Annotated in this window: 23 protein-coding genes and 1 pseudogene; 10 read left to right on the top strand and 14 right to left on the bottom strand. The window is 58.3% G+C overall.

Features of this window, described 5'->3' with window-relative positions:
- Positions 1 to 301: 301 nt before the first annotated feature.
- The 7 genes and pseudogenes from ACUVSA_RS14360 to ACUVSA_RS14330 form a co-directional block, all read right to left on the bottom strand.
- Entirely contained in the window at positions 302 to 499 is a 198-nt protein-coding gene (locus tag ACUVSA_RS14360) for an ATP-binding protein (protein WP_445895337.1), read from the bottom strand.
- On the bottom strand, positions 496 to 1,371 hold the full coding sequence (locus ACUVSA_RS14355) for a two-component system sensor histidine kinase NtrB (protein ID WP_445895336.1): 876 nt from the start codon (positions 1,369 to 1,371) through the stop codon (positions 496 to 498). The genes ACUVSA_RS14360 and ACUVSA_RS14355 overlap by 4 nt, the downstream gene beginning before the upstream one ends.
- Complete coding sequence (locus tag ACUVSA_RS14350) at positions 1,259 to 2,359, bottom strand: PAS domain-containing protein (RefSeq protein WP_445895335.1); 1,101 nt, start codon at positions 2,357 to 2,359, stop codon at positions 1,259 to 1,261. Before ACUVSA_RS14350 ends, ACUVSA_RS14355 begins: the two co-directional genes overlap by 113 nt.
- The gene (locus ACUVSA_RS14345; protein ID WP_445895334.1) at positions 2,349 to 2,597 is read right to left on the bottom strand and encodes a hypothetical protein; all 249 of its coding nucleotides are present in this window, start codon (positions 2,595 to 2,597) and stop codon (positions 2,349 to 2,351) included. Before ACUVSA_RS14345 ends, ACUVSA_RS14350 begins: the two co-directional genes overlap by 11 nt.
- Positions 2,570 to 3,142, bottom strand: a complete 573-nt coding sequence (locus tag ACUVSA_RS14340; protein WP_445895333.1) for a hypothetical protein — start codon at positions 3,140 to 3,142, stop codon at positions 2,570 to 2,572. Before ACUVSA_RS14340 ends, ACUVSA_RS14345 begins: the two co-directional genes overlap by 28 nt.
- Positions 3,055 to 4,284, bottom strand: a complete 1,230-nt coding sequence (locus tag ACUVSA_RS14335; protein ID WP_445895338.1) for a hypothetical protein — start codon at positions 4,282 to 4,284, stop codon at positions 3,055 to 3,057. Before ACUVSA_RS14335 ends, ACUVSA_RS14340 begins: the two co-directional genes overlap by 88 nt.
- Before the next feature lie 142 nt (positions 4,285 to 4,426).
- A pseudogene (locus ACUVSA_RS14330) lies at positions 4,427 to 4,567 on the bottom strand (ATP-binding protein); the annotation flags it as partial.
- A gap of 137 nt (positions 4,568 to 4,704) precedes the next feature.
- Here ACUVSA_RS14330 and ACUVSA_RS14325 point away from each other — a divergent pair.
- The gene (locus ACUVSA_RS14325) at positions 4,705 to 5,760 is read left to right on the top strand and encodes a TIGR00730 family Rossman fold protein (RefSeq protein WP_445891532.1); all 1,056 of its coding nucleotides are present in this window, start codon (positions 4,705 to 4,707) and stop codon (positions 5,758 to 5,760) included.
- A gap of 271 nt (positions 5,761 to 6,031) precedes the next feature.
- On the opposite strand, the gene ACUVSA_RS14320 is transcribed toward ACUVSA_RS14325, so the two are convergent.
- From ACUVSA_RS14320 to ACUVSA_RS14295, 6 genes are all read right to left on the bottom strand, one after another.
- A complete protein-coding gene (locus tag ACUVSA_RS14320) occupies positions 6,032 to 6,814 on the bottom strand; it encodes a competence/damage-inducible protein A (RefSeq protein WP_445895332.1) in 783 nt (260 codons plus the stop codon).
- Positions 6,815 to 7,102: 288 nt separating this feature from the next.
- Positions 7,103 to 8,008: a PfkB family carbohydrate kinase gene (locus ACUVSA_RS14315; protein ID WP_445895331.1), complete on the bottom strand. Its 906-nt coding sequence runs from the start codon at positions 8,006 to 8,008 to the stop codon at positions 7,103 to 7,105.
- A gap of 315 nt (positions 8,009 to 8,323) precedes the next feature.
- Positions 8,324 to 9,094 (bottom strand): amino acid ABC transporter ATP-binding protein, encoded by a 771-nt coding sequence (locus ACUVSA_RS14310; RefSeq protein ID WP_445895330.1) that lies wholly within the window; start codon positions 9,092 to 9,094, stop codon positions 8,324 to 8,326.
- A 446-nt stretch (positions 9,095 to 9,540) separates the two neighbouring features.
- Complete coding sequence (locus ACUVSA_RS14305) at positions 9,541 to 10,653, bottom strand: amino acid ABC transporter permease (RefSeq protein WP_445895329.1); 1,113 nt, start codon at positions 10,651 to 10,653, stop codon at positions 9,541 to 9,543.
- Complete coding sequence (locus ACUVSA_RS14300; RefSeq protein ID WP_445895328.1) at positions 10,650 to 11,840, bottom strand: amino acid ABC transporter permease; 1,191 nt, start codon at positions 11,838 to 11,840, stop codon at positions 10,650 to 10,652. The genes ACUVSA_RS14305 and ACUVSA_RS14300 overlap by 4 nt, the downstream gene beginning before the upstream one ends.
- 254 nt (positions 11,841 to 12,094) lie before the next feature.
- Positions 12,095 to 13,108 (bottom strand): amino acid ABC transporter substrate-binding protein, encoded by a 1,014-nt coding sequence (locus ACUVSA_RS14295; RefSeq protein WP_445891538.1) that lies wholly within the window; start codon positions 13,106 to 13,108, stop codon positions 12,095 to 12,097.
- A 630-nt stretch (positions 13,109 to 13,738) separates the two neighbouring features.
- Here ACUVSA_RS14295 and ACUVSA_RS14290 point away from each other — a divergent pair.
- The 9 genes from ACUVSA_RS14290 (at position 13,739) to ACUVSA_RS14250 (ending at position 24,984) form a co-directional block, all read left to right on the top strand.
- Positions 13,739 to 14,863, top strand: coding sequence for a transketolase C-terminal domain-containing protein (locus ACUVSA_RS14290; RefSeq protein ID WP_445895327.1), 1,125 nt, complete (start codon positions 13,739 to 13,741; stop codon positions 14,861 to 14,863).
- Positions 14,847 to 16,151, top strand: a complete 1,305-nt coding sequence (locus ACUVSA_RS14285; RefSeq protein WP_445895326.1) for a thiamine pyrophosphate-dependent enzyme — start codon at positions 14,847 to 14,849, stop codon at positions 16,149 to 16,151. Before ACUVSA_RS14290 ends, ACUVSA_RS14285 begins: the two co-directional genes overlap by 17 nt.
- 82 nt (positions 16,152 to 16,233) lie before the next feature.
- Positions 16,234 to 17,517, top strand: a complete 1,284-nt coding sequence (locus tag ACUVSA_RS14280; RefSeq protein ID WP_445895325.1) for a TolC family protein — start codon at positions 16,234 to 16,236, stop codon at positions 17,515 to 17,517.
- A 6-nt stretch (positions 17,518 to 17,523) separates the two neighbouring features.
- Positions 17,524 to 18,726, top strand: a complete 1,203-nt coding sequence (locus ACUVSA_RS14275) for an efflux RND transporter periplasmic adaptor subunit (protein ID WP_445895324.1) — start codon at positions 17,524 to 17,526, stop codon at positions 18,724 to 18,726.
- 195 nt (positions 18,727 to 18,921) lie between these two features.
- Positions 18,922 to 19,608, top strand: coding sequence for an ABC transporter ATP-binding protein (locus tag ACUVSA_RS14270; protein WP_445891543.1), 687 nt, complete (start codon positions 18,922 to 18,924; stop codon positions 19,606 to 19,608).
- Between the two features lie 259 nt (positions 19,609 to 19,867).
- A complete protein-coding gene (locus tag ACUVSA_RS14265; RefSeq protein WP_445891544.1) occupies positions 19,868 to 21,100 on the top strand; it encodes an ABC transporter permease in 1,233 nt (410 codons plus the stop codon).
- Positions 21,101 to 21,103: 3 nt separating this feature from the next.
- Positions 21,104 to 22,342 (top strand): ABC transporter permease, encoded by a 1,239-nt coding sequence (locus ACUVSA_RS14260; RefSeq protein WP_445891545.1) that lies wholly within the window; start codon positions 21,104 to 21,106, stop codon positions 22,340 to 22,342.
- A 10-nt stretch (positions 22,343 to 22,352) separates the two neighbouring features.
- Positions 22,353 to 23,393, top strand: a complete 1,041-nt coding sequence (locus tag ACUVSA_RS14255) for a formylglycine-generating enzyme family protein (RefSeq protein ID WP_445895323.1) — start codon at positions 22,353 to 22,355, stop codon at positions 23,391 to 23,393.
- A 289-nt stretch (positions 23,394 to 23,682) separates the two neighbouring features.
- Positions 23,683 to 24,984 (top strand): M48 family metalloprotease, encoded by a 1,302-nt coding sequence (locus ACUVSA_RS14250; RefSeq protein ID WP_445895322.1) that lies wholly within the window; start codon positions 23,683 to 23,685, stop codon positions 24,982 to 24,984.
- Here the strand turns inward: ACUVSA_RS14250 and ACUVSA_RS14245 are convergent.
- The coding region (locus tag ACUVSA_RS14245) for an aminotransferase class V-fold PLP-dependent enzyme (RefSeq protein WP_445895321.1) at positions 24,981 to 25,497 on the bottom strand (517 nt) is incomplete at its 5' end. The genes ACUVSA_RS14250 and ACUVSA_RS14245 overlap by 4 nt on opposite strands.

Genomic DNA, 25,497 nt, shown 5'->3' with positions numbered 1-25,497 from the left:
TGGGCCCGAGGGAACGCAAACTCTTCGATATGGCCGACCGCCGCGCCTTGGACTAGAGAAAAAATGGGAGGGACGGGGTCTGGTGGTCCGTGTTATGGGGAGCGACCAAATCTTACGGTTGCGCTGCTTCGCGGACGGCCAGGAGGCCGTCCCTCCAAAGTGTGAGGAGGAGCGGCGCAAGCCGCGACCCCAGTCCCGCGCGGGTTCTCTTGCTATTCGGGTCCATGAGGAGATCGCGCCTGGCGGCGCTCCTACAGTATCGAGCCGAAAGGAGCGGGGAAACCGTTCTCGCAAGCGAAACTCAGGCCACTGGGGGCGGGCTGATGGGCAGAGAGATCTCAAATGCTGTCCCGATGCCGGGAATGGAGCTGGCTGAAATTTTGCCCTGATGATTTTTCACAATGCCGTAGACGATAGAAAGCCCGAGTCCTGGGCCTTTACCGATGGGCTTTGTGGTGAAAGAAGGCCTGAAGACTTTCTTGAGGGTCTCTTGGTTCATGCCCGTGCCGGTGTCGCCACCGTCATGACGGCGTAGGTGCCTGGTTTGAGATCGGCGGCCGATATGTCGTTTTCGTGAAGAAAGGTGCGTTGTTCCACAAGGATAGAAAGGGTTCCGCCGTCCGGCATGGCTTCTTGAGCGTTGGCGGTTAAGTTGAGGAGCAGACGTTCGATCTGGCCGGGATCGGCTTTGATCCACAGAGGCTTCGAAGGAAGGGTGAGTCGAAAATCGATATGCAGCGGCAGAGTGGCCGCCAAGGTGTCCTGAAATTTCCTGATCTTGTCCGGCAGGTCGAAAATGTGAAAAGCGGCCTCATGGCCCCGACTGAAAGCGAGGAGTTGGTCCACCAGGTCCTTGGCTTTGAGGGCGGCGGTGCCAATGGCGTCCGCTTGCTTCTTGAGCGGGCTGCTGTGCGTCAAGCAGCGGGATAACATGTCGGCGTACCCGAGGATCGGGCTCAGCAGGTTGTTAAAGTCATGGGCCAGCCCTCCGGCAAGCCGGCCGATGGATTCCATCTTTTGAAGATGCCGCAGTCGCTCCTGGAGCCGTTCCTTTTCTTCCTGAGCGCGAAGTCTTTCAGAAATATTCCGGGCCAACATGAACAGCAACGTTTCTCCTTTCACTTCCAACGGCCTAGCGCTGATTTCCACGGGGACCGTGTTGCCGCTTCGGGTTCTCAGGTATGCCTCCACGAGGCGCACGTCGCGCTCTAGTAGTTGCTCGCGGCATCGATCCACGAAATCTTTTTCCTTAGAAGCGTCAATCACCGCATCCCAGACGGCCCCCAAAAGCTCCCCTTGAGCGTCGCCCAACAGGGTGGACGCGGCTCGGTTGACGTCCACGATGCGCCGATCGCTCACGCGAACGACCAAAAGCGCATCGCTCGCCGGATCGAAAAGCACCGCATATTGTCTTGTGGATTCTTCCAGGGCCTGTCGAGCCTGAATGCCCCCCAAAGGCATTGCCCAACAGCACACCCACCGTTTCCAGGAATGTTCGCACACCTTCCGGAACGGCAGGCAAGCTTCGAGAAGCCACGTTGAGGCATCCCACGACGCGGCCTTCGTGGTGGATGGGGATCACGGCGCGGGCTTTGAGCCCTTCCCGCTTATCCTCCTCTGTTTTGTCCACAGGCAATGCATCATAAGAAGTGTACAAGGGGTTGCCGGCCATGACCAGGCGTAGATTCGGTGAGTGGGCGTCGTAAGTTCGAACGACTTGAGCGAAAGCCTCCGACAATCCATGGTGCTGCACAAGCCGAAGCCCCCTTTTGTCTTCCTCCAAAAGATAAATGCCACCGCATTCCGTGTGCACGGTTTCCAAGATTCCTGCAAGGATCAGCTGAAGCCGTTCGTCCAATCGGGTCATAGTGGACAGGAGCGCAGCGATCCATTTCTGCAAGGCCTCCCTGCGTTCCCCTTCCTTGATGGGCGTGATGTCGGTGTGCGTCCCGATCATGCGCAGGGCTTTGCCGGAAGCGTCCCTGGTCACCGCCATGCCTCGACCCAGGATCCATTTCCATTCCCCGGATTTGGTGCGCATGCGGAATTCTAAGGAAAACCTCGACACTTCGTTGTCGATGCAGCGTCGGTTTTCCCGCAAAGCCTTTTCACGGTCTTCCGGATGAATCCGATCCAACCATTCTGCAAGGTTTCCACAGAATTCTTCAGGTTCAAAGCCCAACATGCGGGTGTAGGCGGGACTGTAGTGGACGCGGTCCGTGCGGACATCCCAATCCCAGATACCGTCGGAAATCGCTTCCATCACCAAGCGGTAGCGGGTTTCGCTCTCCAGCAGCGCCGCGTGCAGCGTGTGGATTTCGGTTTCTCGACAAGAAGGCGCTTCGCGACTAGACGTCATCAGTGAACCTTTCATTCCGGGGCTCAGGTGGGTCCAAGCGGTCTACGGTGATAAAAAATTCCCGGCCGCTCGACGGCCTCAACGTATAAATGCGATCCGCATGCTCTCGAAAAAGATCCAGGTCATGGTGACTGATCACCAGAACCTGAAACTTCAACTTATGGGCGATGGTATGAACAATGTGCATGAGGCGGGGCACCGGGTCGGGCCTCAACCAGCAGTCCTGCTCGTCCAGCACGAAAAAGCGCCGATACGCTTTTTCGTCCAGTTGCGACAAAGCAATGAACGCAGCCCAACGGAAAGCACATTGCACACCGATCCGCCCTGCCCTCGCAGGATATCTTCCGGGCGACCATCCCGTTCGATGCCGAACTGGATATGCACCTTACCGTATTTGACTTCCCTGGAAGTGACCACGCGCAGGTTTTGGCCGAGAATCTCCTGCAGCGCAAAGCTAAGGTTGTTTTCCGCTTCTTGAAGAATATCCCCGAAATAAGCTGTGGCCAGCTGTTCCAGCCTTTGAGCCGCCCCAGGCTGCAGGGCGAGAAAGGCTTCCAGTTCGTGAAGGCGCCTGAGCGCTTCCTGGCGCTGCTTTTCCAGAGTTTCCGCGCGGTATTGAAGCGCCGTCGGGCGATCGCGCAAGGATTTGGGCGGCGGCAGAGCCTTCAGTGCGACGGGGGACGATGTGGGCCTGTTCACGCCGTTGCCCCCCGAGTCCGCCGAAGCCTCGATGTTGTCCAAGGCTTCCTTGATGAAATGAATATGGGTTTCATACTCGGCCACTTTGCGGGCGTTTTCCTCTGATCCTCAAGCCGCTCCATGGTTTCGATGATCTGCTGCAAAGGGTTGGGGTCGCGAAGAGACGGCGGGGATTGCAAAACCTTTAACCTCTGGGCGCGGGCTTCCACTGTAGATACCGCCCGGTGAAAAACCTGCAAGGCATCCAGCTTCTGCTGCAAGTCCTGAAGAGAACGAAGTTCCGGGGGTGCTTGGAGCGGCTCCAGAGCCTGATGTTGCGCTGCGGCGGTTCGAAGATGGTGGAGTCGTGCTTTGAGGGCTTCCAAGGTCTGGGTCAGTTCCTGCACGGTTCGCAAAGCCGAGGGCGCTTGCAAGGCGGAGGCGGCTTCTTTTCGCTGGTTTTCCACATGAAGGCGCCAAAGGGTTTCGTCCAGGCGCGCCGCCAATCGTGCCAGGGCCGTGGTATTGGACAACGATGGAGGTTCTTGCACCCGGCCCAACACCTCGGAGGTTTGCGTACGGGGAGAGGCTGCGATGAGTCCTTTGCATGTGGCGGAGAAGTTCATGGAGCGCCGCGGTGTTCTTGATTGGTGGAGGATTGTGCAGGGGCGCAAGAGAAGCTGAGAGGGCACGGGTTCTTTGGATGGATCTGTGGGCGCTTTCCAGCTGATCCACACGTTTTTGCAAGGACACGGTGTCCTGCACGTCGGGGGGCGCCTCAAGGTGCTGAAGGCGCCAGGATTTTGCGTCCACAAGCGGAGGCGCTGTGCCAGGTTGTCCGCCGTCAGGATCAGGGCTTCCAGAGCGGGAACGGCGCGACCGATGGCCTCAATCTGCGCATACAGGTTCTCGGCCTCTTTCATGTGGTGGGCCAGGGCGGGCAAAGGGGCAAAGGCCTCCAAATCCTTTTCCGTCTGATGGATTTCTTCCTGCAAGCGTCGGCGCTCTCTTTGAGCTTCTGCGGTCCTTTCTGTTAAGGCCTGTTGCATGGCCAGAAGACAGTCCGCTTCCGTCGACGCGGCAAAAAAAGCGGCGGCTTGGCTTCCTGATTGATCCAGCAAAAAGATGGGACTTTTTTGGTGGGCGATATGGACATCCACAGGTCCCCTTTCCGTGGGCAGGCTGTGAAGGCGCAGCAGCACGCGAATATCCTCGGGAACGGTCCCGCGGCCCACTTTGGCATACACGCTTTCTGTGCCGTCTGCAGAGCGCCTTGTCAACCACGGACCCTGCCGTGCGTTCCCACTGCATCCAGGATCCGTCGTCCAATTCCAGGCGCACCACGGCCTTGGGTGCACCATGGCGAATGAGCGACGCCGAGGCTGGGTTTTCGGCAACGCAGCGCAAAGCTTCCACTATGGCGCTTTTTCCCGTATTGTTGCGCCCGGTGAGGACCGTCACGCCGGGGTGCAGTTCCAGGACGGTCTGCTGATGGGTCATGAAGTTTTCGATAACTAGCCGATCAATCATGGACCTCTCCAAATCTTCGGCCGGCCAAGGTCAACCTGCGTCCATCTATACCGGTTCACAGATCGGGTGTAAGCGAAATTCGCTTGGCAAAAGGCGCCCCTATGAAGGCTCACATCGGCGGAAAGGATGCATTGTTCATGGAAGAAGCGCAACGGGCGAAACCCACCTTGTCGTTCAATCAACCCAACGAAGACATTGATCCTCTGATCGAGGAACTCATGGAGCGAGCCGAAGTTGTCCAGCACCGGGGCCTGGTTCGGGAAATGATTCTGGCGGCTCTCAAGGCGGGACAAGAGTGCCGATCCATCCTGGACCTCAAGCTCATGAACACCACTCTCAAGGAAATGCGTTTTACGGCCAAGATTTTTGCCCCATATCGGCACAAAAGGAAAGTGACCGTGTTTGGTTCTGCGCGAACGGCCCCCCATGAACCCATGTACGCCATGGCCCGCGATTTCGGTCGCTTGCTTGCTGCCTCAGGCTTTATGGTCATCACCGGCGGAGGGCCCGGCATTATGCAGGCGGCCAATGAAGGGGCTGGACCTGAGCATTCCTTTGGTGTGAACATTCGACTGCCCTTTGAACAGAGCGTGAACCCGGTGGTGCATCAGACACCGAGGTCCATCACCTACAAGTATTTTTTTAACCGCAAGGTGGCCTTTCTCAAGGAAGCCGATGCGGTGGCCTTGTTTCCCGGAGGATTCGGCACACTCGACGAGGCCATGGAGGCCTTGACCCTGCTGCAGACGGGAAAGCATAATCCCGTGCCTCTGGTGCTCCTTGAAGCCCCGGAAGGAACCTATTGGGTCCGTTTCACCCAGTTTCTCAAGGATGAACTTCTGTGTCGAGGGCTCATATCTCCCAACGATTTTCATCTCTTTCGGCGTATTCCTTCCGCGGAAGGGGCCGTCGAGGAAATTCGACGGTTCTACCGCCGCTACCATAGTCTGCGTTACACAAAAGACAGCCTTATTCTTCGCCTGTCCCAGCCCTTGTCCTCGGATGCCGAGGATCGATTGCGTCGCGATTTTCAGGACCTTGTGAGACCCGGGGGAACCATCCGCTTGGGGCCTCCTCCTGAAGAGGAAAAGGACGAACCCGAGTGCGCCGGACTCACCCATCTCCATGTGGACTTTCACCGAAAGGACTTTGGCCGGCTGCGGCAATTCATCGATGCCGTCAACGATGCTTAGGGGTGCGTCCGACAATGGTCTGGCTGCGTCTTTTTGGCTGGAAGTTGTCGGAGCGCCGCAAGGTGCCCCGTCCGGGTGCCTCGAAGATGAGCGAACCCCTGGCATCGGAGGGTCGCGCTCCTGCGCGCCCGAGAATGTGCGGACCACTGGGAGGCACTCGCCCCGAAAGAAACCGACATGGCTAGACAAGCAGAGCGGCAGGGGTCGGCTTTCTTTGGTCGGACAAGACGCCCCATACGCACGCCGCGGGAAGGCATTCTTCTACAGGAGACTAAAGTGGCGTCGGCACTTCATGGACGGGTTCCACGACGGTGTGGAAAGCTTCGAGCTTTTGGAGGAAACCATGCACGGCTTCCCAGTCGTTGGCGGCGTCTTTCAATCCTCGGCATCGCACACATACGGTGGGTCCTTCCGGCGTGATGCTGGGATAGAGACCGATTTCGACGGAAGGGTGTTGCGCCGCGAAGCGTTCCACTTCCTCGGCGATCTCTCCTTCAGGTATTTTCAAGGTCAGTTCGAGGGTTTTTCTTCCTGGTGGGGTCTGGGTAAGGCAGAGGGTTTTGAGCACTTCCTGGGCCATGGGGTGCAGCATTTCGGGAAATCCCGGAAAGGCATAGACGGAATCCAAGAAAAACCCTGGGGCTCCAAGGGGATTGGCAATAAGACGGGCGCCTTGGGGCAGCCAGGCCATCCTTTGCCTTTGGGTCGTGAATTTCGCGCCATAACGTCGTGCGAGGATCTCAAAGCACTCCGCGTGCCTGACCAAAGGACGCTGCAAGGCCAGGGCGATTCCCTGTCGTGTGCGATCATCGTGGGTACCTCCAATGCCACCGGAAACAAAAATGGGGTGATGTTCTTTGCTCACGAGAAAGGCGAGATGCTCAGCAATGACGACCTCATCATCGGGGAGCACCATGGCCACAGCCGCTGGAATCCCACAGCGCTCAAAGGCCCGAAGGAGCCACAGCAGGTTGTCGTTGGGTCTCTCCCCATAGAGTACTTCCTGGCCCACAGTGATTACCGCGGGTCGGTACACTCGGTTTTCATGGCTCATGCGATCGGCGTCCCCCCCTTTTTTTGGCGGGCGCAGTGCCCGCGCGTGCACAATAGGAAGCCTCAACGCCCGTCCGAGAACGGCATCTCTTGGCGTTCCTGCGGGTCCGTACGTGTCCGGACGCAGGGACCGCATTTTTCAGGTCCAGCCATCGGCGCACGGCTGAAAGACCGTCCCTTCAAAGCATGGGCGCGGAAAAACTCAATATGAACGCAACAAGCCTCGAAGCGCATACCCGCCCTGGCTCTTGGACAAAGGATAATCCTTTTTCGCAGTTTGGGGCAAAGATTATGGCATCGGTTCATCAAGGGATGAAGGGATACCGGCGCGGCCCCCCAGCCGGCGGGCCACCTGAGCCGCAGCCCAGGACGCGCGCTGAAAGCGCTTTCGAACATCCCATCCTTTCAACAATCCATAGACGTAGGCCCCGTGAAAGACGTCGCCGCATCCGGTGGTATCCACAACGTCGACGGAGTACGCTTCCTGAAAGGCCAACCGCCCCTGAAAGCTATAGGCGCTTCCGCGCGCTCCCAAGGTGACGCCCACGACCTCGGGTCCAAGGCCGGCCAGTTTTCGGCACGCCCCTTCCGGGTCTCCACTGCCCATGAGCTTTTTGGCAAAGGGTTCGGAGGCAATGAAATGATCGCTCCACCGCGCTAGATCCAGCATGCCGTCTCGAAGGGATCCTGCATCCACCACCACGGGAATGTTCCAGGCGCGGGCTTTTCGCGCCACAGCCAGCGCCGCATCCATGAAGAAGCCGTCAGTAAGAATCACACGACTTCGGTGCACCTCTTGCCATGGCACTTCATTGAAGTGCAAGGGTGCTCCCGTCGGACGCCGCCAAAAAATGGTTCGCCGAGCCGTGGCGGGTTCCGCCGCAATAAAGGCGAACTGGGATGCGCATTGCGGGCGCACGAGCACACCGTCCGTATGCACTCCATCGCTGTGCAGCGAATGCAAAATAACCTCGCCGAAAGGATCGTCCCCCACCACGCCGCACATCAGGCAGCGTTTTCCCCATCGGCTGAGGGCCACCAAGGCCGTGGCCACGGGGCCGCCTCCCTGGATGGTCAAGTCCCGACATTCACACTTGCTGTCCGCCTGGGGAAATCGGTCAATGACACCAAGGTAATCCAAAGAACACTGCCCCAATCCAAAGACATCCCACGATAAGTCGTGCGGTTTTTTCACGAGCTGGTGTGAATCCTTTTTATGCTTCGATCCCTCAGCCCAAGCCACGCAGATTTCTCCATTCAGGGATATGGATCATCGTGATGCCCAGAAGACCAGGACGCCGCTGGGTTCCGGCGCATAGCGCACCGAGCTTCAGAACCCAAGGCCGCCCCGGCATCATGCTGAGCCCCAACCGACGGAACTTCATGTTGCGAAAACGCAGCCCTTTGGCCCGGCACAAAGCCGGCCCGAAGTTCCCCGATTTCAGGAAAGATTGCCGTTCTCCAATGAGCCATGGCTTTATCCACGCCGACGGAGACGTCCAGTCTTGGGTCAGTGGAGAATCTGGCTGAGAAACAAACGGGTGCGCTCATGCTTGGGGTTGGAGAAGAACTCTTCGGGCGTGTTTTCTTCCACCACACGGCCGCCGTCCATGAACAAGACCCGATGGGCGACACTTCGAGCGAAGCCCATTTCGTGGGTGACCACAAGCATGGTCATGCCTTCTTGAGCCAGCTCAATCATGACGTCCAGCACTTCCTTGATCATTTCCGGATCCAAGGCCGACGTGGGTTCGTCAAAGAGCATGACTTTGGGGTTCATGCACAGGCTTCGAGCGATGGCCACCCGCTGTTGCTGACCTCCAGAAAGTTGCCCGGGAAACTTGCGCGCCTGATCGGCGATATGGACTTTTTCCAGGTAATACATGGCCGTTTCTTCCGCCTGTTTTCGTGGAACCTTACGCACCCAGATGGGGCCTAGGGTGAGGTTATCCAGCACGGTCAGGTGGGGAAACAGATTGAAGTGCTGAAACACCATGCCCACCTCGGAACGGATTCTTTCGATGTTCTTGACGTTGTGGGTCAGTTCGATGCCGTCCACGATGATGCGGCCCCTCTGGTGTTCTTCCAATCGGTTGATGCATCGAATAAGGGTCGATTTGCCGGAGCCCGACGGGCCGCAGATGACAATACGTTCCTTGGCCCGCACGGTCAGGTTAATGCCGCGGAGGACGTGGAATTCGCCGAACCATTTGTGCACATCGATCATTTCCACCATGGGCGCGGCGTCGCGAGAGGACTGTGAAGGGGCTGGGTATGCCATGGACGGAACATCCTTTCTTTTTTGGAAAAACCTTCAGAAACCAGTCTGAGAATACAAATTTGAGCCCGCCTTACCTCCAAGGCCCAAACCAGCCAAAATGGCCAGACAGTGAAGCGGAACAACGAGTTCTGGGACGGCCTGTTCGGTACGTGTTCGAACATGCCTTCCCTTGGCGTTCATATGGGCCAGGAGGTTCCAACGGAGGGACCGCGTCCCCCGAGGTCCCCAGATTTCCGGACACGCAGGAGCGCGTCTCTCCAAGGCTAGGGGTTCGCTCACCCGATTCGCCTTGAAAAGACTGCGCCCCGCGGTTCGCGCCGTTCTGAGGAACCGGCTGCTGCCGGTCCGTAGGTTCGCGGACGGCTGAAAGGCCGTTCCTTCAAAAACAAGGGCGCAAAAATCCTAGATCCAGAAAAAGCCCTCGCACAGCATGCTCCGATCGCCACCTAATGTTCCGTGGACAGTTGCTTTTCCAATCGGCGGCTGGTGTGGGACATGGAAAAGCATCCCGTAAAATACAGTAGGGCGAGGAAGAGATAGGCTTCTCGGCTGAAGCCCATCCATTCCGGATTGGACAGCACGGTCTGGGTTGTTTTGAGCACATCGTAGAGCGCGATAATGACCACCAGGGAAGTGTCCTTAAAGGCGGAGATCAAAATGCTCACCGTCGGGGGGATCACGATTTTCAAGGCCTGGGGAAGCACCACCAGGCGCATGGTGAGGTAGTAGTTGAGCCCCAGGGATTCCGCCGCTTCGTACTGGCCTTTGGGAATGGCCTGCAGTCCTCCGCGAACCACTTCGGCGATATAGGCCGCGGTAAAAAGAATGATGGCCGCTTGAGCCCGTAGGATCTTGTTGATAGTGATACCGGCCGGAAGAAACAGGGGAAAAATGATGGAGGCCATAAAAAGCAGACTGATCAAGGGGACGCCTCGAATCAGTTCAATATAAACCACGCAGAGCAGTTTCACGGCGGGAAGGCGCGACTGGCGCCCCAGAGCCAGAAGGACCCCCAGAGGGTAGGCCGCGGTGAGACCGAAGACGGCGAGCAGCAGCGTCAAAGGAAGCCCTCCCCATTGCGTGCTTTCCACAGGGGTGAGCCCAAAGAGACCTCCAGCCATCAGCGTTCCCATGGTTGCCAGGCCCACAATCCAGGCATAGGCCAAAGCCTTGGTCCAAAACCTGCGGTCCCGGGAAAAAAACACGAGCCCCAGCAACAGGATCATGGCCGCCGTGGGCCGCCACTGCTGCTCATAGGGATAAAAGCCGAAGAGAATGAACCGAAGATTTTGGCTGATCACCGACCAGCAGGCTCCTTCCGATTGCCGGCACAGGCTGGAAGGGCTGAGCCATTGGGCGTTCACAAAGGCCCATCGTAAAAGGGGTGGAACGGTCTTCCACAGAAAAAAAAGCGTCAGGCATGTCAAAATGGCATTGAAAGGCGTGTTGAACAGATTCTTGCGTAGCCATCCCAGCGGCCCCACCGCGGTCACGGGCGGCTTGAGTTCATCGGGGGCTTGCGAAGGGTGCGGTGAAATCGTTCGTTCGGGGCCGCTCATCGTTCCACCAGTTTGGCTTTCTTGTTGTACCAATTCATGAAGGCGGAAGTGGACAAACTGAAAAAGAGATAGACCACCATGATCATGGCCACCCCTTCAATGGATTGTCCAGTCTGATTGATGGTGGTGTTGGCCACGGAAACAAAGTCCGGGTATCCGATGGCCACGGCCAAGGAGCTGTTTTTGGTCAAATTGAGCATTTGGCTTGTGAGTGGAGGAATGATGACCCGCAGGGCCTGGGGCAGAATGACCAGCCGAAGCACCTGTGCCGGCCTCAGCCCCAGAGCCATGGCCGCTTCGCGCTGGCCTTTGCCCACCGCTTGAATGCCGGCTCGCACGATTTCCGCGACGAAGGCCGCTGTATAAAGGACCAGGCCCAACAAAAGAGCGGAAAATTCGGGACTCAAGGTCTTGCCGCCGGAAAAATTAAACCCTTGCAGTTCCGGTAACGTGATAGCCCGAGGAAAGCCGAAACCCCACCAGGTGACGAACGGTGCCCCCAGGATCAGAACCACGGACACGCGAAAGACGGGAAAAGGCCGACCGGTGCGATCTTGGCGGCGTCGAGCCCATGACCGCAGAAGCCACGAGGCCGCCATGGCCGCGACCAGCGCAAGAATCATGCAGCGCCATGCCGGATGGGGTTCCAAGGACGGCACAATGAGTCCTCGATTGCAGACGTAGACGCCTGTGAGTGGGTTCAGAGCCTGACGTGGCCCCGGAAGCATTTCGTAAAAAAGGGCGTACCAAAAGAAAAGCTGTAGAAGCACAGGAATATCTTGCATCACTTCGATGTAGACGGCCGCAAGGCGGGCGACGAGCCAGTTGGACGAAAGGCGCGCGATGCCGATGAAGGTGCCCAAGACCACGGTGAGTGCGATGCCGATGGCGGCCACTTTGATCGTGTTCAAAGCTCCCACCAGAAGGGCTCGAGCATAGGTGTCCGTAGCATTGTAGGCGATGACGGACTCACCGATTTCAAAAGCCGCTTCTTTTTGAAGAAAACCAAATCCCGTGGCGATTTTTTGGCGTTGCAGATTGGCCACGGTGTTGGCCGTGAGATACCAAGCCAAAAGGCCCACGGCGCCGAGCACCAGGGCTTGAAAAAGCACGGCGCGGATTCTCGGGTCGAGCCAAAAAGATTCTTTGGAAGGGGATGTCCGAGGCGCCTTTGGGGACGAATGCAACCGTTGCCTCCATCAGATTTGTTGCACCGCATGGGATCGAATGTCAACGTTTCCGGAAGCGCGGGCGTTTCGCCCTTTGTTCATGCGGGCCGAAGGCCCGCGCTGCCGAGAAGACGCCTTTGAGGTCCGTCATCAGAGAGCCCCATGGCATATGAAGGAAAAGGGCTCCTGCCCGGGGCGGAGTGACTCCGGAGAAGCGCTGCAGGGCGCGACAACCATGTGCGCCCTGCGCCGCTCGTTCCCAGGAGCATATTTTAACGGAAAGGTGCGGCATACATAAGCCCGCCCTTGGTCCACAAGGCATTCAGGCCCCGTTCCATGGCCAGTGGGGTTTGAGGGCCCACATTGCGTTCAAAGATTTCTCCGTAATTCCCCACCTGTTTGACGATGTTATAGGCCCACTTGTCATCCAGACCCAGAGCGGTCCCCAGACCCGGAGTCACGCCCAAGAACCGCTGAATCTCGGGGTCCGCACTCTTGAGCATTTCGTCCACGTTTTTGGACGTGATACCGAATTCTTCGGCCTGAATCAAAGCCATGACCGTCCAGTTGACGATATCGAACCATTGATCATCCCCATGACGCACCACGGGGGCCAGAGGTTCCTTGGAAATGACTTCCGGCAAAATCACATAGTCTTGAGGATTGGGGGCTACGGCGCGGTGGCCGGCCAGTTGGGACACATCCGAGGTCAGAACGTCGCATCGACCGGAAAAGAACGCTTTGTTCAGTTCGGTGTTCTGCTCGATGACCACGGGTTTCCATTGCAGGTTGTTTTTGCGAAAAAAGTCCGCGGCGTTCAATTCCGTGGTGGTTCCTGGCAGAACGCACACCGTGGCGCCGCTCAGTTCTTTGGCGCTTTTGATTCCCAGTTTCTTGGGGACCATAAACCCCTGGCCGTCGTAGAAATTGACGTGAGCGAAATTCAGCCCGTTGGTGGTTTCTCGCAGCAGGGTCTGGGTGGTGTTGCGGCACAGCACGTCCACTTCCTTGGATTGCAAGGCGGGTAGCCGTTGGACGGCCGTCAAGGGAACGAACTTGATCTTGCTTGCATCCCCAAAAACGGCGGCCGCGATGGCTCGAGCCGTATCCACATCCAAGCCCTTCCATTGACCCTTTTCGTCCGGCATGCTGAAGCCGAACACTTGGCCGTTGACCCCGACGGTCAGGTAGCCTCTGGCTTTGACTTCATCCAGGGTTCCCGCGGAGGCGCTCAGGGTCCACGCCGACAGCAAGGCCACGATGAAAAACCCTTGGAGTCTCTTCATGCTTTCCTCCTTCTTGTGTGCGTTTCTTCAAAAGATCCGCCTTCCCCATGGACAATCCTACATCGAGGCCATTTTAAACGCTTATTCGACAATGATTCTGCCACGTTCTTTCGGTTGGATACCATAACATCGCCGCAAGGCGCCATAACGAATCGCGGCTTGCGCCGCTTCCACTATAGGTATTCTCGCACATGCTCTTTGAGTCCTCGGCGCACCCGTAGTGCATAGGAAGGCTCAGGAAAAAGGGTTCTTCAAATGCACGCTTCGGCGACGGGCCCTGGAATGTGTGATCGTGGACAAACAGCAGACAGGCGGTATCGGGTCCAATTTTTTATACCTCGGGATCCCCTTGCGGCTCAATGGTTTTTCGCCCTGAGGTCATGGCATGGCGCCCAGGCTTTATGATATAAGCGGCTGTACAGGCAAGAAGTGGGTCGATTTTTTTGCGGGGCTGAGGGATGTTTTTTCGCCAAGAGCCTCAAAGGAGGGTGTCCGAGAAGACGTCCAGTAGGAAGCGGCGCCGGCCGCGACGGCTGATCGCGCCTTGCGGCGCTCCTACAGCGTGCAACGAACACGGCCTCAAATCGTCATTTGAGGACAGGCTCCACGAAGATATGAGGATGTGAAGGCATGGGCTTGACTTTTATAGACGGCAATGAAGCCGTGGTGCGGGGGGCTGTTTATGCCGGATGCCGGTTTTTTGCGGGCTACCCCATAACGCCGGCAAGCACCATTTTGTCCGGAATGCTGGAGGCTTTACCGCCCCTGGGAGGCATCGTGTGGCAAGGTGAGGATGAAATGGCTTCCATCGGGGCGTGCCTTGGAGCTTCCATGGCCGGCTTAAAGGCCATGACCGCCACATCGGGTCCGGGCATCAGCCTCTACAGTGAAAATATCTCGTTTGCCGTGGGCAGTGAAATTCCACTCGTGATCGTCAATGTCATGCGCCAGGGTCCTTCCACGGGCGCCGCCACGCGTGGAGCCGATGGAGACGTGCACTTCATGCGGTGGGGACATTCCGGCGGACTTCCTGTGGTGGTGCTTGCCCCGACCTGTCCTGCCGACGGCTTCACTTTGACCGTTCACGCTTTTAATCTGGCCGAACGGCTGCGCTGCCCGGTTTTTGTGGCGTCCAGCAAGGACATTGCCATGACGCGGGAAACCGTGGATATGGAAAAGGTGGAAAAGCCCGCGGTGATCGATCGCACACTGCACACGGAAGGCCCCTATCTTCCCTTTGCGCCGGGGCCCAACGGCGTGCCGGCGTTTCTTCCCATCGGAGGGCCTGTGCCCGTGCGGCAGACGTCTTCCATGCACGGGCCCGAGGGCTACATCACCACCAGCCCGGATGTCATGCAATCTTTGGTGGAGCGTCTTCAGCGCAAGGTGGAATCCCAGATCGATACCTTTTCTTTTTATGACTGGGACAATCAGCCTGATGCTTCCACGCTCCTCGTCACGTACGGCATCACGGCGCGATCGGCCCGCGAGGCGGTCTCTCGCCTTCGAGCCCAAGGTCGTAGTGTCAGCCTGCTAGTCCTCAAAACCCTGTGGCCGGTTCCTGAAAAGGTTTTGGTCGCGGCTGCCGAATCCATTGACCGTGTGTTGGTGGTGGAAGCGAACCTGGGTCAATATGTTCACGAAGTGCGCCGCGTCGTGTGCCCGAAGCCGGTCCGCTTTTTCGGCCTCATGTGCGGCCGAATGATTTTCCCTGAAGAAATCGTTCAAGAGGTGATCCGTGCCGAGTCTTCTTAACCCGTCCCGCCCTCCGGTTTTTTGCCCGGGTTGTTCTCATGAGCGCAGTTTGCGCGCCCTGGACAAGGCCTTTCGGGAACTTCATCTGTCACCCCACGAGGTGGTGATAGTGAGCGATATCGGCTGTTCGGGGCTTTTTGACGTCTTCTTTGCCACCCACGCCTTTCACGGATTGCACGGCCGAGCACTCACCTACGCCACCGGCATCAAGCTGGCACAGCCGCAGGCCACAGTGGTGGTGGTCATGGGGGACGGAGGCATGGGAATCGGAGGTGCCCATGTGCTGGCCGCCTGCCGCCGCAACCTGGACATGACGCTCCTTGTGCTGAACAATTTTAATTTCGGCATGACGGGCGGGCAGTCCTCTTGCACCACCCCTCAGAAGGCGCGCGTGGGATCGGGCTTTCTCAACACCTTGGAAGTTCCCCTGGATGTGTGTCGCACCGTGGCCGCCGCGGGAGCTCCCTTTGTGGTTCGCCGCTCGGCCTACAGCCCAGACCTTTGGGAAAAAATGGCGCAAGCTCTTCGGTATTCCGGATTTGCCGTGGTGGACGTTTGGGGCCTCTGTCCCGGTCGGTACCTCAAAGCCAATCCCTTGTCCCCCAAGGATGTGGATGGCATGGTGGCCGAAGCGGGTGTGTGGGACGGTGTTGTGGCCGGCAATGAGAGGCGGGAATATGGATCCGCATATGCCGAACACCTGGGACATTCTCCTGTGGTGTGGGATTGGAAGGGCATCGAGGCGCAGGGGCGGGCGAACCTTTTTGGGCGCCACGGCACCCTTTTTTTGGGGGCCGCCGGAGAGCGTGTCCTTTCCGCAGGACACCTATGGGCCATGACGGCGGTACGTGCGGGTCTTCACGTCACCCAAAAAAACGATTACAACATCACGGTTATGCGGGGTCCTTCCGTGGCGGAAGTGCTGCTGTCGCCCGATCCCATTGTTTATCCGGGCATTGAAGAGCCTGATGCCGTGGTGGCTTTGGCCCGTGAAGGCGTGGAACGCGCGCCCCAAATATGGAGCCGTCTCACGGAGCGAACTTTGGTGATTCAAGCGGCGGACGTTTCCGTTCCCAATCATGCGGGCCGCACGGTGGTCGTGGATTTCAAATCCATGAAGATCGCAAGAAAAAATCGCGCCATGGTCTCCCTGAGCATCCTGGCGCGTTGGACAGGGATTTTTGCCATCGAGGACCTGGTGGCGTCCGCCGCAGCCACGCTGCCCTCGTCGCAGCGTGAAGGGGCGGTGCGCCTGCTGCGTCAAGGAGCTGAAGTGCCGGGGCCGTGAGTTCCGGCGGACTGTGAGGGCCATGCGAAAATTCATGAAAAAGCTTTGTGCCCAAAGCCATGATCGGCGGAAAAGCCTTTTTTTGAGAAAACTCCCTGGCTTCTTGGCGGCGCTGTGGATGACGGCGGCCGGGTTTTGGCCCCTGAACGGCGTGGCATGGGCCTTGACCCTGGAAGACGCCTTGAGGGACGCTCTAGCCACGCACCCCGAAGTGAAAGCCGCCGAACAGGATCTGCAGGCCCGCAGAGCGCTGGAACGTTCCAGCCTTTCCCCTTATGCTCCGTCCGTGGACCTGCTGGGGTCCCTGGATTACATTTCCAAAGGAGGCCTTGAGGATCGTCGTGACCAAGCGTCCTTGGGGGCGGAATACCTTCTTTTCGATGGAGGCGCTCGGTTCTCTGAGCGATCGGCCGCCACGATGCAACGGGCTCAGGCGGAAGAGGCCCTGCGTGCAGCTCGGTTGAACGTGGTTCGCGACGTTTCCGAGGCTTTTTTTCTCGTGCTGGCGCGGTCCCGCATCGTGGCGGAACGGACCCTGCAAGTGGAAGATGCCCGCAAGGATTTGGAAATCGCTCAAGGCCGCTATCGGCTCGGCGTGGCCATGAAATCCGACGTGCTGCAAGCCTCGGTACGTTACGAAGAATCCTTATATGAAAAAAACAGTGCTGAAGGGGAGCTGTCCACGGCTCGAGCCACCTTGTGGTCCCTGGTGGGGCGTCCGCTTGAAGAAACGGAAGAGATTGAGGGCACCCTGGAATACGGCGGCGTTTTGCAAGACCGCGAGGTCCTTTTGCGAATGACGGAGACGCAGCGCCCCGAAGTGCGCTTGGCACAATGGGCCGTGGCCTTGGCGGCCGCCCAGGAACGCAAGACCTTGTCCCCCTTTCTTCCGCGCCTTACGGCCGACGCTGGTTACACGAGCTATGGCGGCACGGGAGCCTACGCGAAACTGAACGATGAAAAACGTGTGGGGCTGACGGCCTCCTGGAACCTGTTTCGCCTGAGCAAGTATTACGACCGCAAGGCCGCTTCGGCACAGCTCAGGGCCGCTCAAGACCGGCTCTCCGAGGCGCAGCGCCTGGGCCGCTTGGAATGTCACAGTCGCTACGACAGGGCGCTGACGGCGCGGCGCAATGTGGATTTGGCTCGATCGGTTCTTGTGCAGGCGGAACACAACTACCGCCAGGCCCTGGGGGAATACCGGGTGGGGAAAGGCGATGTGCTGTCGCTGGTGCGGGCCGAAAGCGCCTTGGGCGCAGCCCGCGTGCGGCTGCAGGAAGCCTTGGGCAACTGGAATGTGAGCTTGGTGAACTTGCAGCGGGCCGTGGGTTTGGAAAGACTGGATGAACTCATGAATGCGGAGTGAGGCAACGTGAGAAGAGGGATTGTGGTCTTGGTCGTCCTCGGCCTCGTGGCGATGGGCGTTTTGGGCTATCGCCGATGGCGGGCGCCGGCGGCGATCCAGGTTCTGGAAACGGCGGTGGTGGAGAAGGCGCCCATTCGCGAGGTGTTTGTGGCCACGGGCATGATCAAATCCCAAGTGGGCGCGCTGATCAAGGTGGGGTCTCGAGCCACGGGCGTCATTGACGAGATGCGCGTGCGGGTCGGCGACACCGTGAAACGCGGTGACTTCATTGCACGCATCGATGATCGCGAAATTCAAAGGACTTTGGCCCTGGATCGAGCGGCTGTGGAGGCGGCGCGAAACACGCTGAAGGAAGTGATGAGCGTCTATCCCCAAAGGATTCGAGAGGCTCAGGCGCGGTTTCGGCTGGCTCAGGTGAATCTTCGCCGGGAAAAGGCCTTGATCGAACAGGATTACACCACACGGGATGCGGTGGACCGCGCGCAAGCGGAACATGATGCAGCGCAGGCCGTACTGGAAAGGCTGCGCCGAGAATATGAAACGCAGCAGGCCGTGGCCGAAGCCAAGCTGCACGAAGCCGAAGCCAAGCTCAAACAGGACGAGATTCGCCTGAGCTACACACGCATCTACGCCCCCATTGACGGTGTGGTGACGGAAGTGGCGGCCCAGCAGGGGGAAACCATCGTCACCGGCTTGCAGACGGCCAACCTGGTAGTCATCATGGACCCTTTGCAATTGGAAATGCAGATCTATGTGGATGAAACGGATGTGGGCCGAGTCCGCGTGGGCCAAACCGTGGAATATTCCGTGGACACCTATCCGGACCGCACCTTTTTCGGCACGATTAAGGACATCTACCATCAGCCGATCACTCGAGACAACATCGTGTATTATTTGGCCATCGTGAAAATTCAACAGAAAGATGCCCTGGACCTTCGGCCGGAAATGACCACGTACTGCCGCATTCTCTTGACGGAAAAAGCGGATGCGCTCTCAGTTCCCAACGCGGCCGTCAAGTTCGAAGCGGGCCGCCAAGTGGTCTACCTCATGAACCAAGGCCAAAAGGGGCCGCAAAAGGTACCGGTGAGCGTGGGGATTCGAGGTGAAAGTCGGACGGAAATCCTCTCGGGCCTGAGTGAAGGGCAGGTGGTGGCCACCAAGATCATTCTGCCTCAAGGCCAAAGCGGCCCAGATTCTCAGAGGCGGTAGCCGAAACGCGGATTACCCTCCATGTCTGCATGGCCCATGGCCGATAAACCAAGTCCACGAAGGCGGTCCCTGCAATGCCTTGGGCGTGCGGTTTTCCCAAGGAAGCTTTGTGAAGCTGAAGGCTCAGGGGTGCCCGGACATGGGGGTGGGTGGAGGCGCGCTGTTGTCCATAACGGCGCAGGATAAGGGGATTGCATGAGTCTGTGCCTCCTTGATGATGTTCGCAAGACGTACATGATGGGTGATGTCCGCGTGGAGGTGCTGCGCGGCGTCAGCCTGACCATAGAAGCCGGCGAAATGGTGGCCGTTATGGGTCCGTCGGGATCGGGCAAGACCACGCTCATGAACATTTTGGGATGCCTGGATGTGCCCACCCAAGGCCGTTACATCCTGTCGGGCAAGGATGTCACGCACATGAGCGATGATGAGCTGTCTCGCATGCGCAGCGAACATATCGGATTCATTTTTCAGAGCTTTCACTTGCTGTCCTACGCCACGGCCTTGGAAAACGTGCTGCTGCCCACGCTGTATCTGGACCGCAAACTGGACGGGCGCCGAAAACGGGCCTTTGAGCTGCTGTCCTTGGTGGGGTTGGCAGACCGTGCCCAATTTAAGCCGAGCCAGCTTTCGGGAGGGCAACAGCAGCGCGTGGCCATCGCTCGGGCCCTCATGAACGCCCCTCGACTGGTCCTGGCCGATGAACCAACAGGCGCCTTGGATACGTCAACAGCCAAGGACATTATGGAACTCTTGGTCCATTTGAACGGTCAAGGGACGACCATCGTGGTGGTGACCCACGACCCGGACGTGGCGTCGTACGCCCAAAGAATTCTTCGCATGCGAGACGGCCTCATGGTGGAAGACACCAGCCGCAGTTTCTGAGAGGACCCTCGAGAACAGGCTTCATGGGCTTTGCGTGCTTTTAAGGGGACACTCGTCATGGCTGTTCTTCGGGGGGTGGCGGCGAAGATGCGCTTTCCTAATGACCCGCTTGCAAGCAGGCTGGCGAGTCTATGGAGCTCGTCCGGCAATGATCTGGGCGTGTCCTTTCGGCTTGAAACTGTCGGAGCGCCGCAAGGCGCGATAAGCCATCGCGGCTTGCGGCGCACCTCCTGAAGGTTTTTTCGGACAGGCTCTAGGGATGATGGAGAACATCACGCGTCTTTGGTTTCAGTTGGCGGATGCCTGGCGGGCGGTGCGAGCCTATCGGCTTCGAGCCGTCTTTTGCACCCTCAGCGTGGCTTTGGGCGTCGGGGCCATCACCATCATTGTGGCGGCTACGGAAGGCGCTTACAAAAGGGCCTACGACATGGTGGACCGCTTTGGACCCGATGCCATGCTGCTTTTTGGAGAAAGCGAGGAAGCGCGGGCCACCGGGCGGCGGGAACGCAGCATCACTCTCGAGGACGTGGAAGCTCTTCGGCAGGCTTTTCCCACGGCCTATCTTGTGGTGCCCATGAGTTCTCGAGGGGGCATGATTGTCTCCTATCGCAATCGCAAGCACCAGACAAGCCTGACGGGCGCCACCGCCGACTACAGTCGAAGCTGGTCGTGGCCGGTGACCGACGGCCGGGACCTCACCGAACAGGACATCAAAGGTATGCGCAACGTGGCCTTGATCGGGCGCACCATCGTTCAGGAGCTGTTTCCCGATGAGGATCCCCTGGGCAAGTCCATTTTCGTTCGCAATCAGGTCGTGCAGGTCGTTGGGATTTTGGAAGAGCGCGGATCCACGGGACCGGGACACAATCTGGACGATCGCATCGTTATGCCTATCACCACGGCCATGAAAAAAATCCTTAACGAAAAGGATCGGGTGCAGGCGGTCCGCCTAAGGTTTGTGGATCCAAAGCGCATGGAGCACTTTGAGGCCGAGGTGCGCCAATTCATGAGAAAGCGGCATCAGTTGCAAGAAGGCCAGCCGGACGATTTTCGCATTGTGTCCCCCAGGGAGATCGTCAAGTTCCTCGTGGCGCTGACGGGATCCCTCGTGGTGTTCATCGGCATCACAGGCCTTTTGTCCTTGGTGGTGGCGGGTTTCGTTTTGGCCAATCTGTTTCTGCTCTCCGTCAGTGAAAGGATTCCGGAAATCGGCATACGCCGTTCCGTGGGCGCCAGGCGCCGGGACATTCTTCTTCAGTTCTTGTGCGAGGCTGTGGCGTTGACAGCATTGGGAGGGGTTCTGGGTTTTGGCATCGGGGTGCTGGGCGGCCCTTTGTTGAAAACCATTGCGCAATTTCCCATGCATTTTTCTTGGAAAGCCTTTGTCGTGGGCATGTTCATGGCCACACTGGTGGGCGTGGTGTTCGGTTTGCAGCCAGCTCGAAAGGCGGCCGCGGTGCATCCCATTGAGGCGGTGCGGAAGGGATCCTGAGGCATGAAGTTTCGCCGTATCGTGCTCAACTTCAAAATCGCGCGTCGTTCCTTGGCCAATTTTAAGCTTCGAACCGTGCTGGCGGTGCTGGGCGTTTTCTTGGGCACTTTTTCTCTGGTCACGGTCTCCAGTCTTTCCCAGTCCATGACGCTAAAAGCCCGCCAGGAAGCGGCAACCCTTGGAGAAAACCTGCTCATCGTGCAGAGCGGCACGGTGCACACTTTCGGCATGCGCACGCGCCTCATTTCCCAAGCCACCACTTTGACCCGGGAAGATGCCCTTGCCATTCTTCACGGCACGCCATGGGTGGAAGACGTGAGCCCTTCCTCGAGGAAAGCTTTTGTGGTTCGGGCCGAAGCAATGGTGCTCAAGGATGTCATGGTCTCGGGGGTTACGCCCAACTATCCAACAATTCGTAATTTTCACCCGCGCCTTGGGCGTTTTGTGTCTCCAGATGACGAAAAAACCTCGGCCAAGGTCGTGGTCCTGGGGCATAAGGTGGCTGCCAAACTCTTTGCCGGGCAAAACCCTGTGGGCCGCACCGTTCTCATTCGCCGCGTGCCGTGCCTGGTCATCGGCGTCATGGAAGAAAAAGGGGCGGACACCTCCGGATTCGACCAAGACAACCAGATTTTTATGCCGCTCAAGACCTTTCTTCACCGCTTTGTCAACAAGACCTATATTGGAACGATCTATGTTCGCGTGAGCCAAGAGGAGGCGCTGTCGCCGGTCAAGAGAGAAATCGAGGACCTTTTGCGCGTGCGCCATCGGATCGGACCCGGCAAGCGGGATGATTTCACCGTGGTGGACATGCGGGACGTGATGCAATTGAAAAGCGAGGCCATGACCATGATCACTCTGTTGGGGCGCATCGCCGCGGCGGTTTCCTTTGCCATCGGGGGTATGGGCATTCTTTCCATCATGATTCTCATTGTCAATGAACGGCGCCTGGAAATCGGGCTACGGCGCGCCCTGGGAGCGAGGCGTCGGGACATCGCTGTGCAGTTTCTCACAGAATCGTCGGCCATCGCCCTGGTGGGAGGGCTCCTGGGAATCCTCCTAGGGGTGCTGTCCAGCCTGCTGGTCTTTACGTGGCTGCGCTATCCCGTCGCCACATCTTGGGCGGGTTTGGTTGGGTCCTTTGGCGCGTCGGTGGTCGTGGGCATGGGTGCGGGCATTTATCCATCCCGCAAAGCGCTGGCCATTCAGCCGGTGGATGTCATGCGTGCTGAAGCCCGCTGAATTGTGGAACATGAAGAAATTTTTTCTTGTTGCGTGCTGTGTTCTTGTGGGCCTTGTGGTGGCCTGGTGGTTTTGGCCCAAGGCGCCGGACCTCTTAAGAAATTCGGCGCTTCGATTTATGGCGGAAGGCGCTGCGATTAAAAAGGCCGTGAGCACTGCGGCAAAACGCCTCTTTTCCGAGGAACGCCAGAGGCCCATCCTTCAAGGCCAAGACGGCCAGGAGTGGGTGGAGCCCATCACCGGCATGACTTTTGTCTGGATTCCCGGCGGATGCTTTCGCATGGGCAGTGAGGCCTCGGAACAGGGTCGGGATCGGGATGAGGGGCCGAGTCATGAGGTGTGCCTGGACGGCTTTTGGATGGGCCAAAAGGAAGTGACGAGAGGGGAGTTTCGCCGCTTTGTGGAAGATGCCGGCTATGTGACCGAGGCAGAAAAGGAAGGCTTCAGCTGGGTCTATACGGGCACGTGGGAAAAGCGTGGTGGCTATTCCTGGAGGCGCCCCGGCTTTTACCAGGATGACACGCACCCGGTGGTCCATGTCTCGTACAATGACGCTTTGGCCATGGCCAAGTGGCTTGGGGAAAAGGCTCAGGCGTCCATTGGTCTGCCGACGGAAGCGCAATGGGAATACGCGTGTCGATCCGGGCGATTGGCGGCACGCTATTGGGGAGACGATGCCCACGAGGCATGTGCCTATGCCAATGCGGCCGATCGAACGGCGGCCAAAGATTTTCCATCCTGGACGGTCCACGACTGCTATGACGGTTTCGTGTTTACGGCCCCGGCGGGAACGTATCGGCCCAACGCCTACAGGCTGCAGGATATGTTGGGCAATGTGTGGGAATGGTGTGCCGACGGTTACGATCCGCAGGCTTACCGCAGACACGGTCCCAAGAACCCGGCCGTACTGGACGCTGGTGTGACGGCTCGAGTAATCCGCGGCGGAAGCTGGTACAGCCGGCCGGACCATGTGCGCTGTGCCAAGCGCGACGCCCTCAGCCGCCCGGATCGGCGAAGCCAAGACCTGGGGATTCGCCTCATCCGCCAGTGAGGCCACGAGCGGCGCGATCGGCAGGAACACAGTCCTTTGAAGGCGAATCGGGTGAGCGAAGCCCCGGTATCGAAGGGGCGTGCTTCGGCGACTTCGAGGGTGTGTGCGGCCCATGAAGAACGCAGTTTCTCTTGAGGAACTCGGCGCTGACGGACACGCGGACCGGTAGGAGCCAGCTCCATCGAAGGAACTTTCACACGGCCTGACTCTTTGGAGCCTCAACGACCGCCGTAGGCCGAATCCCTGAACGAAAAAAGGCTGCCGGGCGGCCGTGGAAAGGACGGGATCCATGGAAAAAGAAGTGAGCCGGAAGGTTTTTCTCTGGGTTCTCGCGCTGGCGCTCATGGGATGCGCCGTAAATCCCGTCACGCAGCAAAGCCAGTTTTCGCTGATGAGCCCTCAGCAGGAAGTGGCCATGGGCCAGAAACTTTACCCGCTCTACACACAAATGTCCTACGGCCTGTTTCAGGACCCCGTGTTGCAAGACTATGTGCAGACGGTGGGAAAACGTTTGGCGGCCGTTAGTCATCGTCCCAACATGCCTTACGAATTCAACGTGGTAAACGCATCGGAAATGAATGCTTATGCCCTACCGGGCGGCAAGATTTCCATCAGCCGCGGCATGGTCACCAAACTGCGCAACGAAGCCCAACTGGCGGCGGTGCTGGCCCATGAAATCGGTCACGTGTCCGCCATGCACCATGCCACTTTTTACACGCGACAAACGGTGGCAGGCCTTCTGACGGGCCTTGGCGCCTCGGTGCTTCAGGCATCCGGTACGGCCGGAGGGGATCTTCTGGCCCAGATGGGTGCTCTGGCTGCAAACCTCGTTCTCATGAAATACAGTCGGGATCAGGAGCGACAGGCGGACGAGCTGGGCATGGACTATATGGTACGTGCTCAATACAACCCTGCAGGCTTTGTGCAGACCATGGCGATGTTGCAGGAGGAGGGCAAAAGACAGCCCTCGCTTTTGGAAAGTTTCTTTTCAAGCCATCCTTTAACCATAGAACGCATCATGGCTTCTAACCAGAGGCTGGAACAATACGGCCCGGATTTGCGCACGCCGGAAGCCCTGCGGCAAGCCCCGTTCGAAGAGCATACGCATTACCTTCGACAGGTGGCCCCAGCGTATGCGCTCATGGATGAAGCCAAGGAAAACCTCAACAAGGGCAACGGAGTCCGTGCCGCCTCGCTCCTTGCCCAAGCGACCGCTCAGGCGCCCAAGGAAGCCCTCATTTGGGTGTACCGTGCCATGGCTGAAAAGACGGCAGGCAACGGCCGGGAAGCTGTTTCATCGGCGCGCCGAGCAGCGGAACTTTACCCCACATTGTACCATGCACGGTATGTGGCCGGAGTGATCCTGTTTCATGAAGGCCATCACAGGGAAAGCCTGGAGCAGTTGACGGAAGCCAACAAGATTGTCGCCGATCAGCCGTCGGTCATATTTTACATGGGCAGAAACTGGGAAGCCATGGGCCAAAGGGACCGTGCGGCTCGCGCCTACTACGCGGTCCTAAAGAGAGTGCAAAAAGGGCCCATGGCCCAATACTGTTACCAAAGGTTAGTGGCCTGGGGATATCTGCGCTAAAGGGAATTCAAGACGGCCAGGGCCCGGTCGATCTCCTCATCCGTGGTGCACCAGTGAGGAGCCAAGCGTAGGTAGCCGCATCGAGCCGAAACAAACACGCCGCGATGCGCCGCTTCCTTCATGATCTGTTCCGCGGATCTCTGGCACAGGACGGACAGAATGGCCGACCGGTGTGGTGCGGAAAAGACGAGGGGAGTGTACCGTCGCGCATCCAGGCCTTGAAGGAGGAGGTCTTGAAGCCGAAAGATTTCTTGTTGAATCTTGGCTATGCCCACCGAAAGCACGGCGAAGCGAAGGCTGGCCTCCAGAGCCGCCGCGAGAATGGTGGGCGACGTGCTGTATTCAAACCGGCGGGCGCTGGGATGCGGCTGCCATGTATGATTTAGATAATCTTCGCCTTGCACCATGGCTTCGGCCCCCACCAGAACATCTGCGAGTTTTTGTCGAAAGGCTGGTGAAGTATAAAAGAGTCCCGTACCCGTGGGTCCAAAAAGCCATTTCCATCCGGAAGCT

The organism is Desulfosoma sp., from assembly GCF_052743555.1.
Note: the sequence above shows the minus strand (reverse complement) of the source record. Positions and strands in the feature narration are given on the sequence as shown.

Excerpts from the sequence above, each read along its gene's own strand:
- ACUVSA_RS14360 (WP_445895337.1), bottom strand. The coding sequence starts at position 499 with ATGAACCAAGAGACCCTCAAGAAAGTCTTCAGGCCTTCTTTCACCACA.
- ACUVSA_RS14350 (WP_445895335.1), bottom strand. The coding sequence starts at position 2,359 with ATGACGTCTAGTCGCGAAGCGCCTTCTTGTCGAGAAACCGAAATCCAC.
- ACUVSA_RS14325 (WP_445891532.1), top strand. The coding sequence starts at position 4,705 with ATGGAAGAAGCGCAACGGGCGAAACCCACCTTGTCGTTCAATCAACCC.
- ACUVSA_RS14320 (WP_445895332.1), bottom strand. The coding sequence starts at position 6,814 with ATGAGCCATGAAAACCGAGTGTACCGACCCGCGGTAATCACTGTGGGC.
- ACUVSA_RS14310 (WP_445895330.1), bottom strand. The coding sequence starts at position 9,094 with ATGGCATACCCAGCCCCTTCACAGTCCTCTCGCGACGCCGCGCCCATG.
- ACUVSA_RS14305 (WP_445895329.1), bottom strand. The coding sequence starts at position 10,653 with ATGAGCGGCCCCGAACGAACGATTTCACCGCACCCTTCGCAAGCCCCC.
- ACUVSA_RS14295 (WP_445891538.1), bottom strand. The coding sequence starts at position 13,108 with ATGAAGAGACTCCAAGGGTTTTTCATCGTGGCCTTGCTGTCGGCGTGG.
- ACUVSA_RS14290 (WP_445895327.1), top strand. The coding sequence starts at position 13,739 with ATGGGCTTGACTTTTATAGACGGCAATGAAGCCGTGGTGCGGGGGGCT.
- ACUVSA_RS14270 (WP_445891543.1), top strand. The coding sequence starts at position 18,922 with ATGAGTCTGTGCCTCCTTGATGATGTTCGCAAGACGTACATGATGGGT.
- ACUVSA_RS14265 (WP_445891544.1), top strand. The coding sequence starts at position 19,868 with ATGATGGAGAACATCACGCGTCTTTGGTTTCAGTTGGCGGATGCCTGG.
- ACUVSA_RS14260 (WP_445891545.1), top strand. The coding sequence starts at position 21,104 with ATGAAGTTTCGCCGTATCGTGCTCAACTTCAAAATCGCGCGTCGTTCC.
- ACUVSA_RS14255 (WP_445895323.1), top strand. The coding sequence starts at position 22,353 with ATGAAGAAATTTTTTCTTGTTGCGTGCTGTGTTCTTGTGGGCCTTGTG.
- ACUVSA_RS14250 (WP_445895322.1), top strand. The coding sequence starts at position 23,683 with ATGGAAAAAGAAGTGAGCCGGAAGGTTTTTCTCTGGGTTCTCGCGCTG.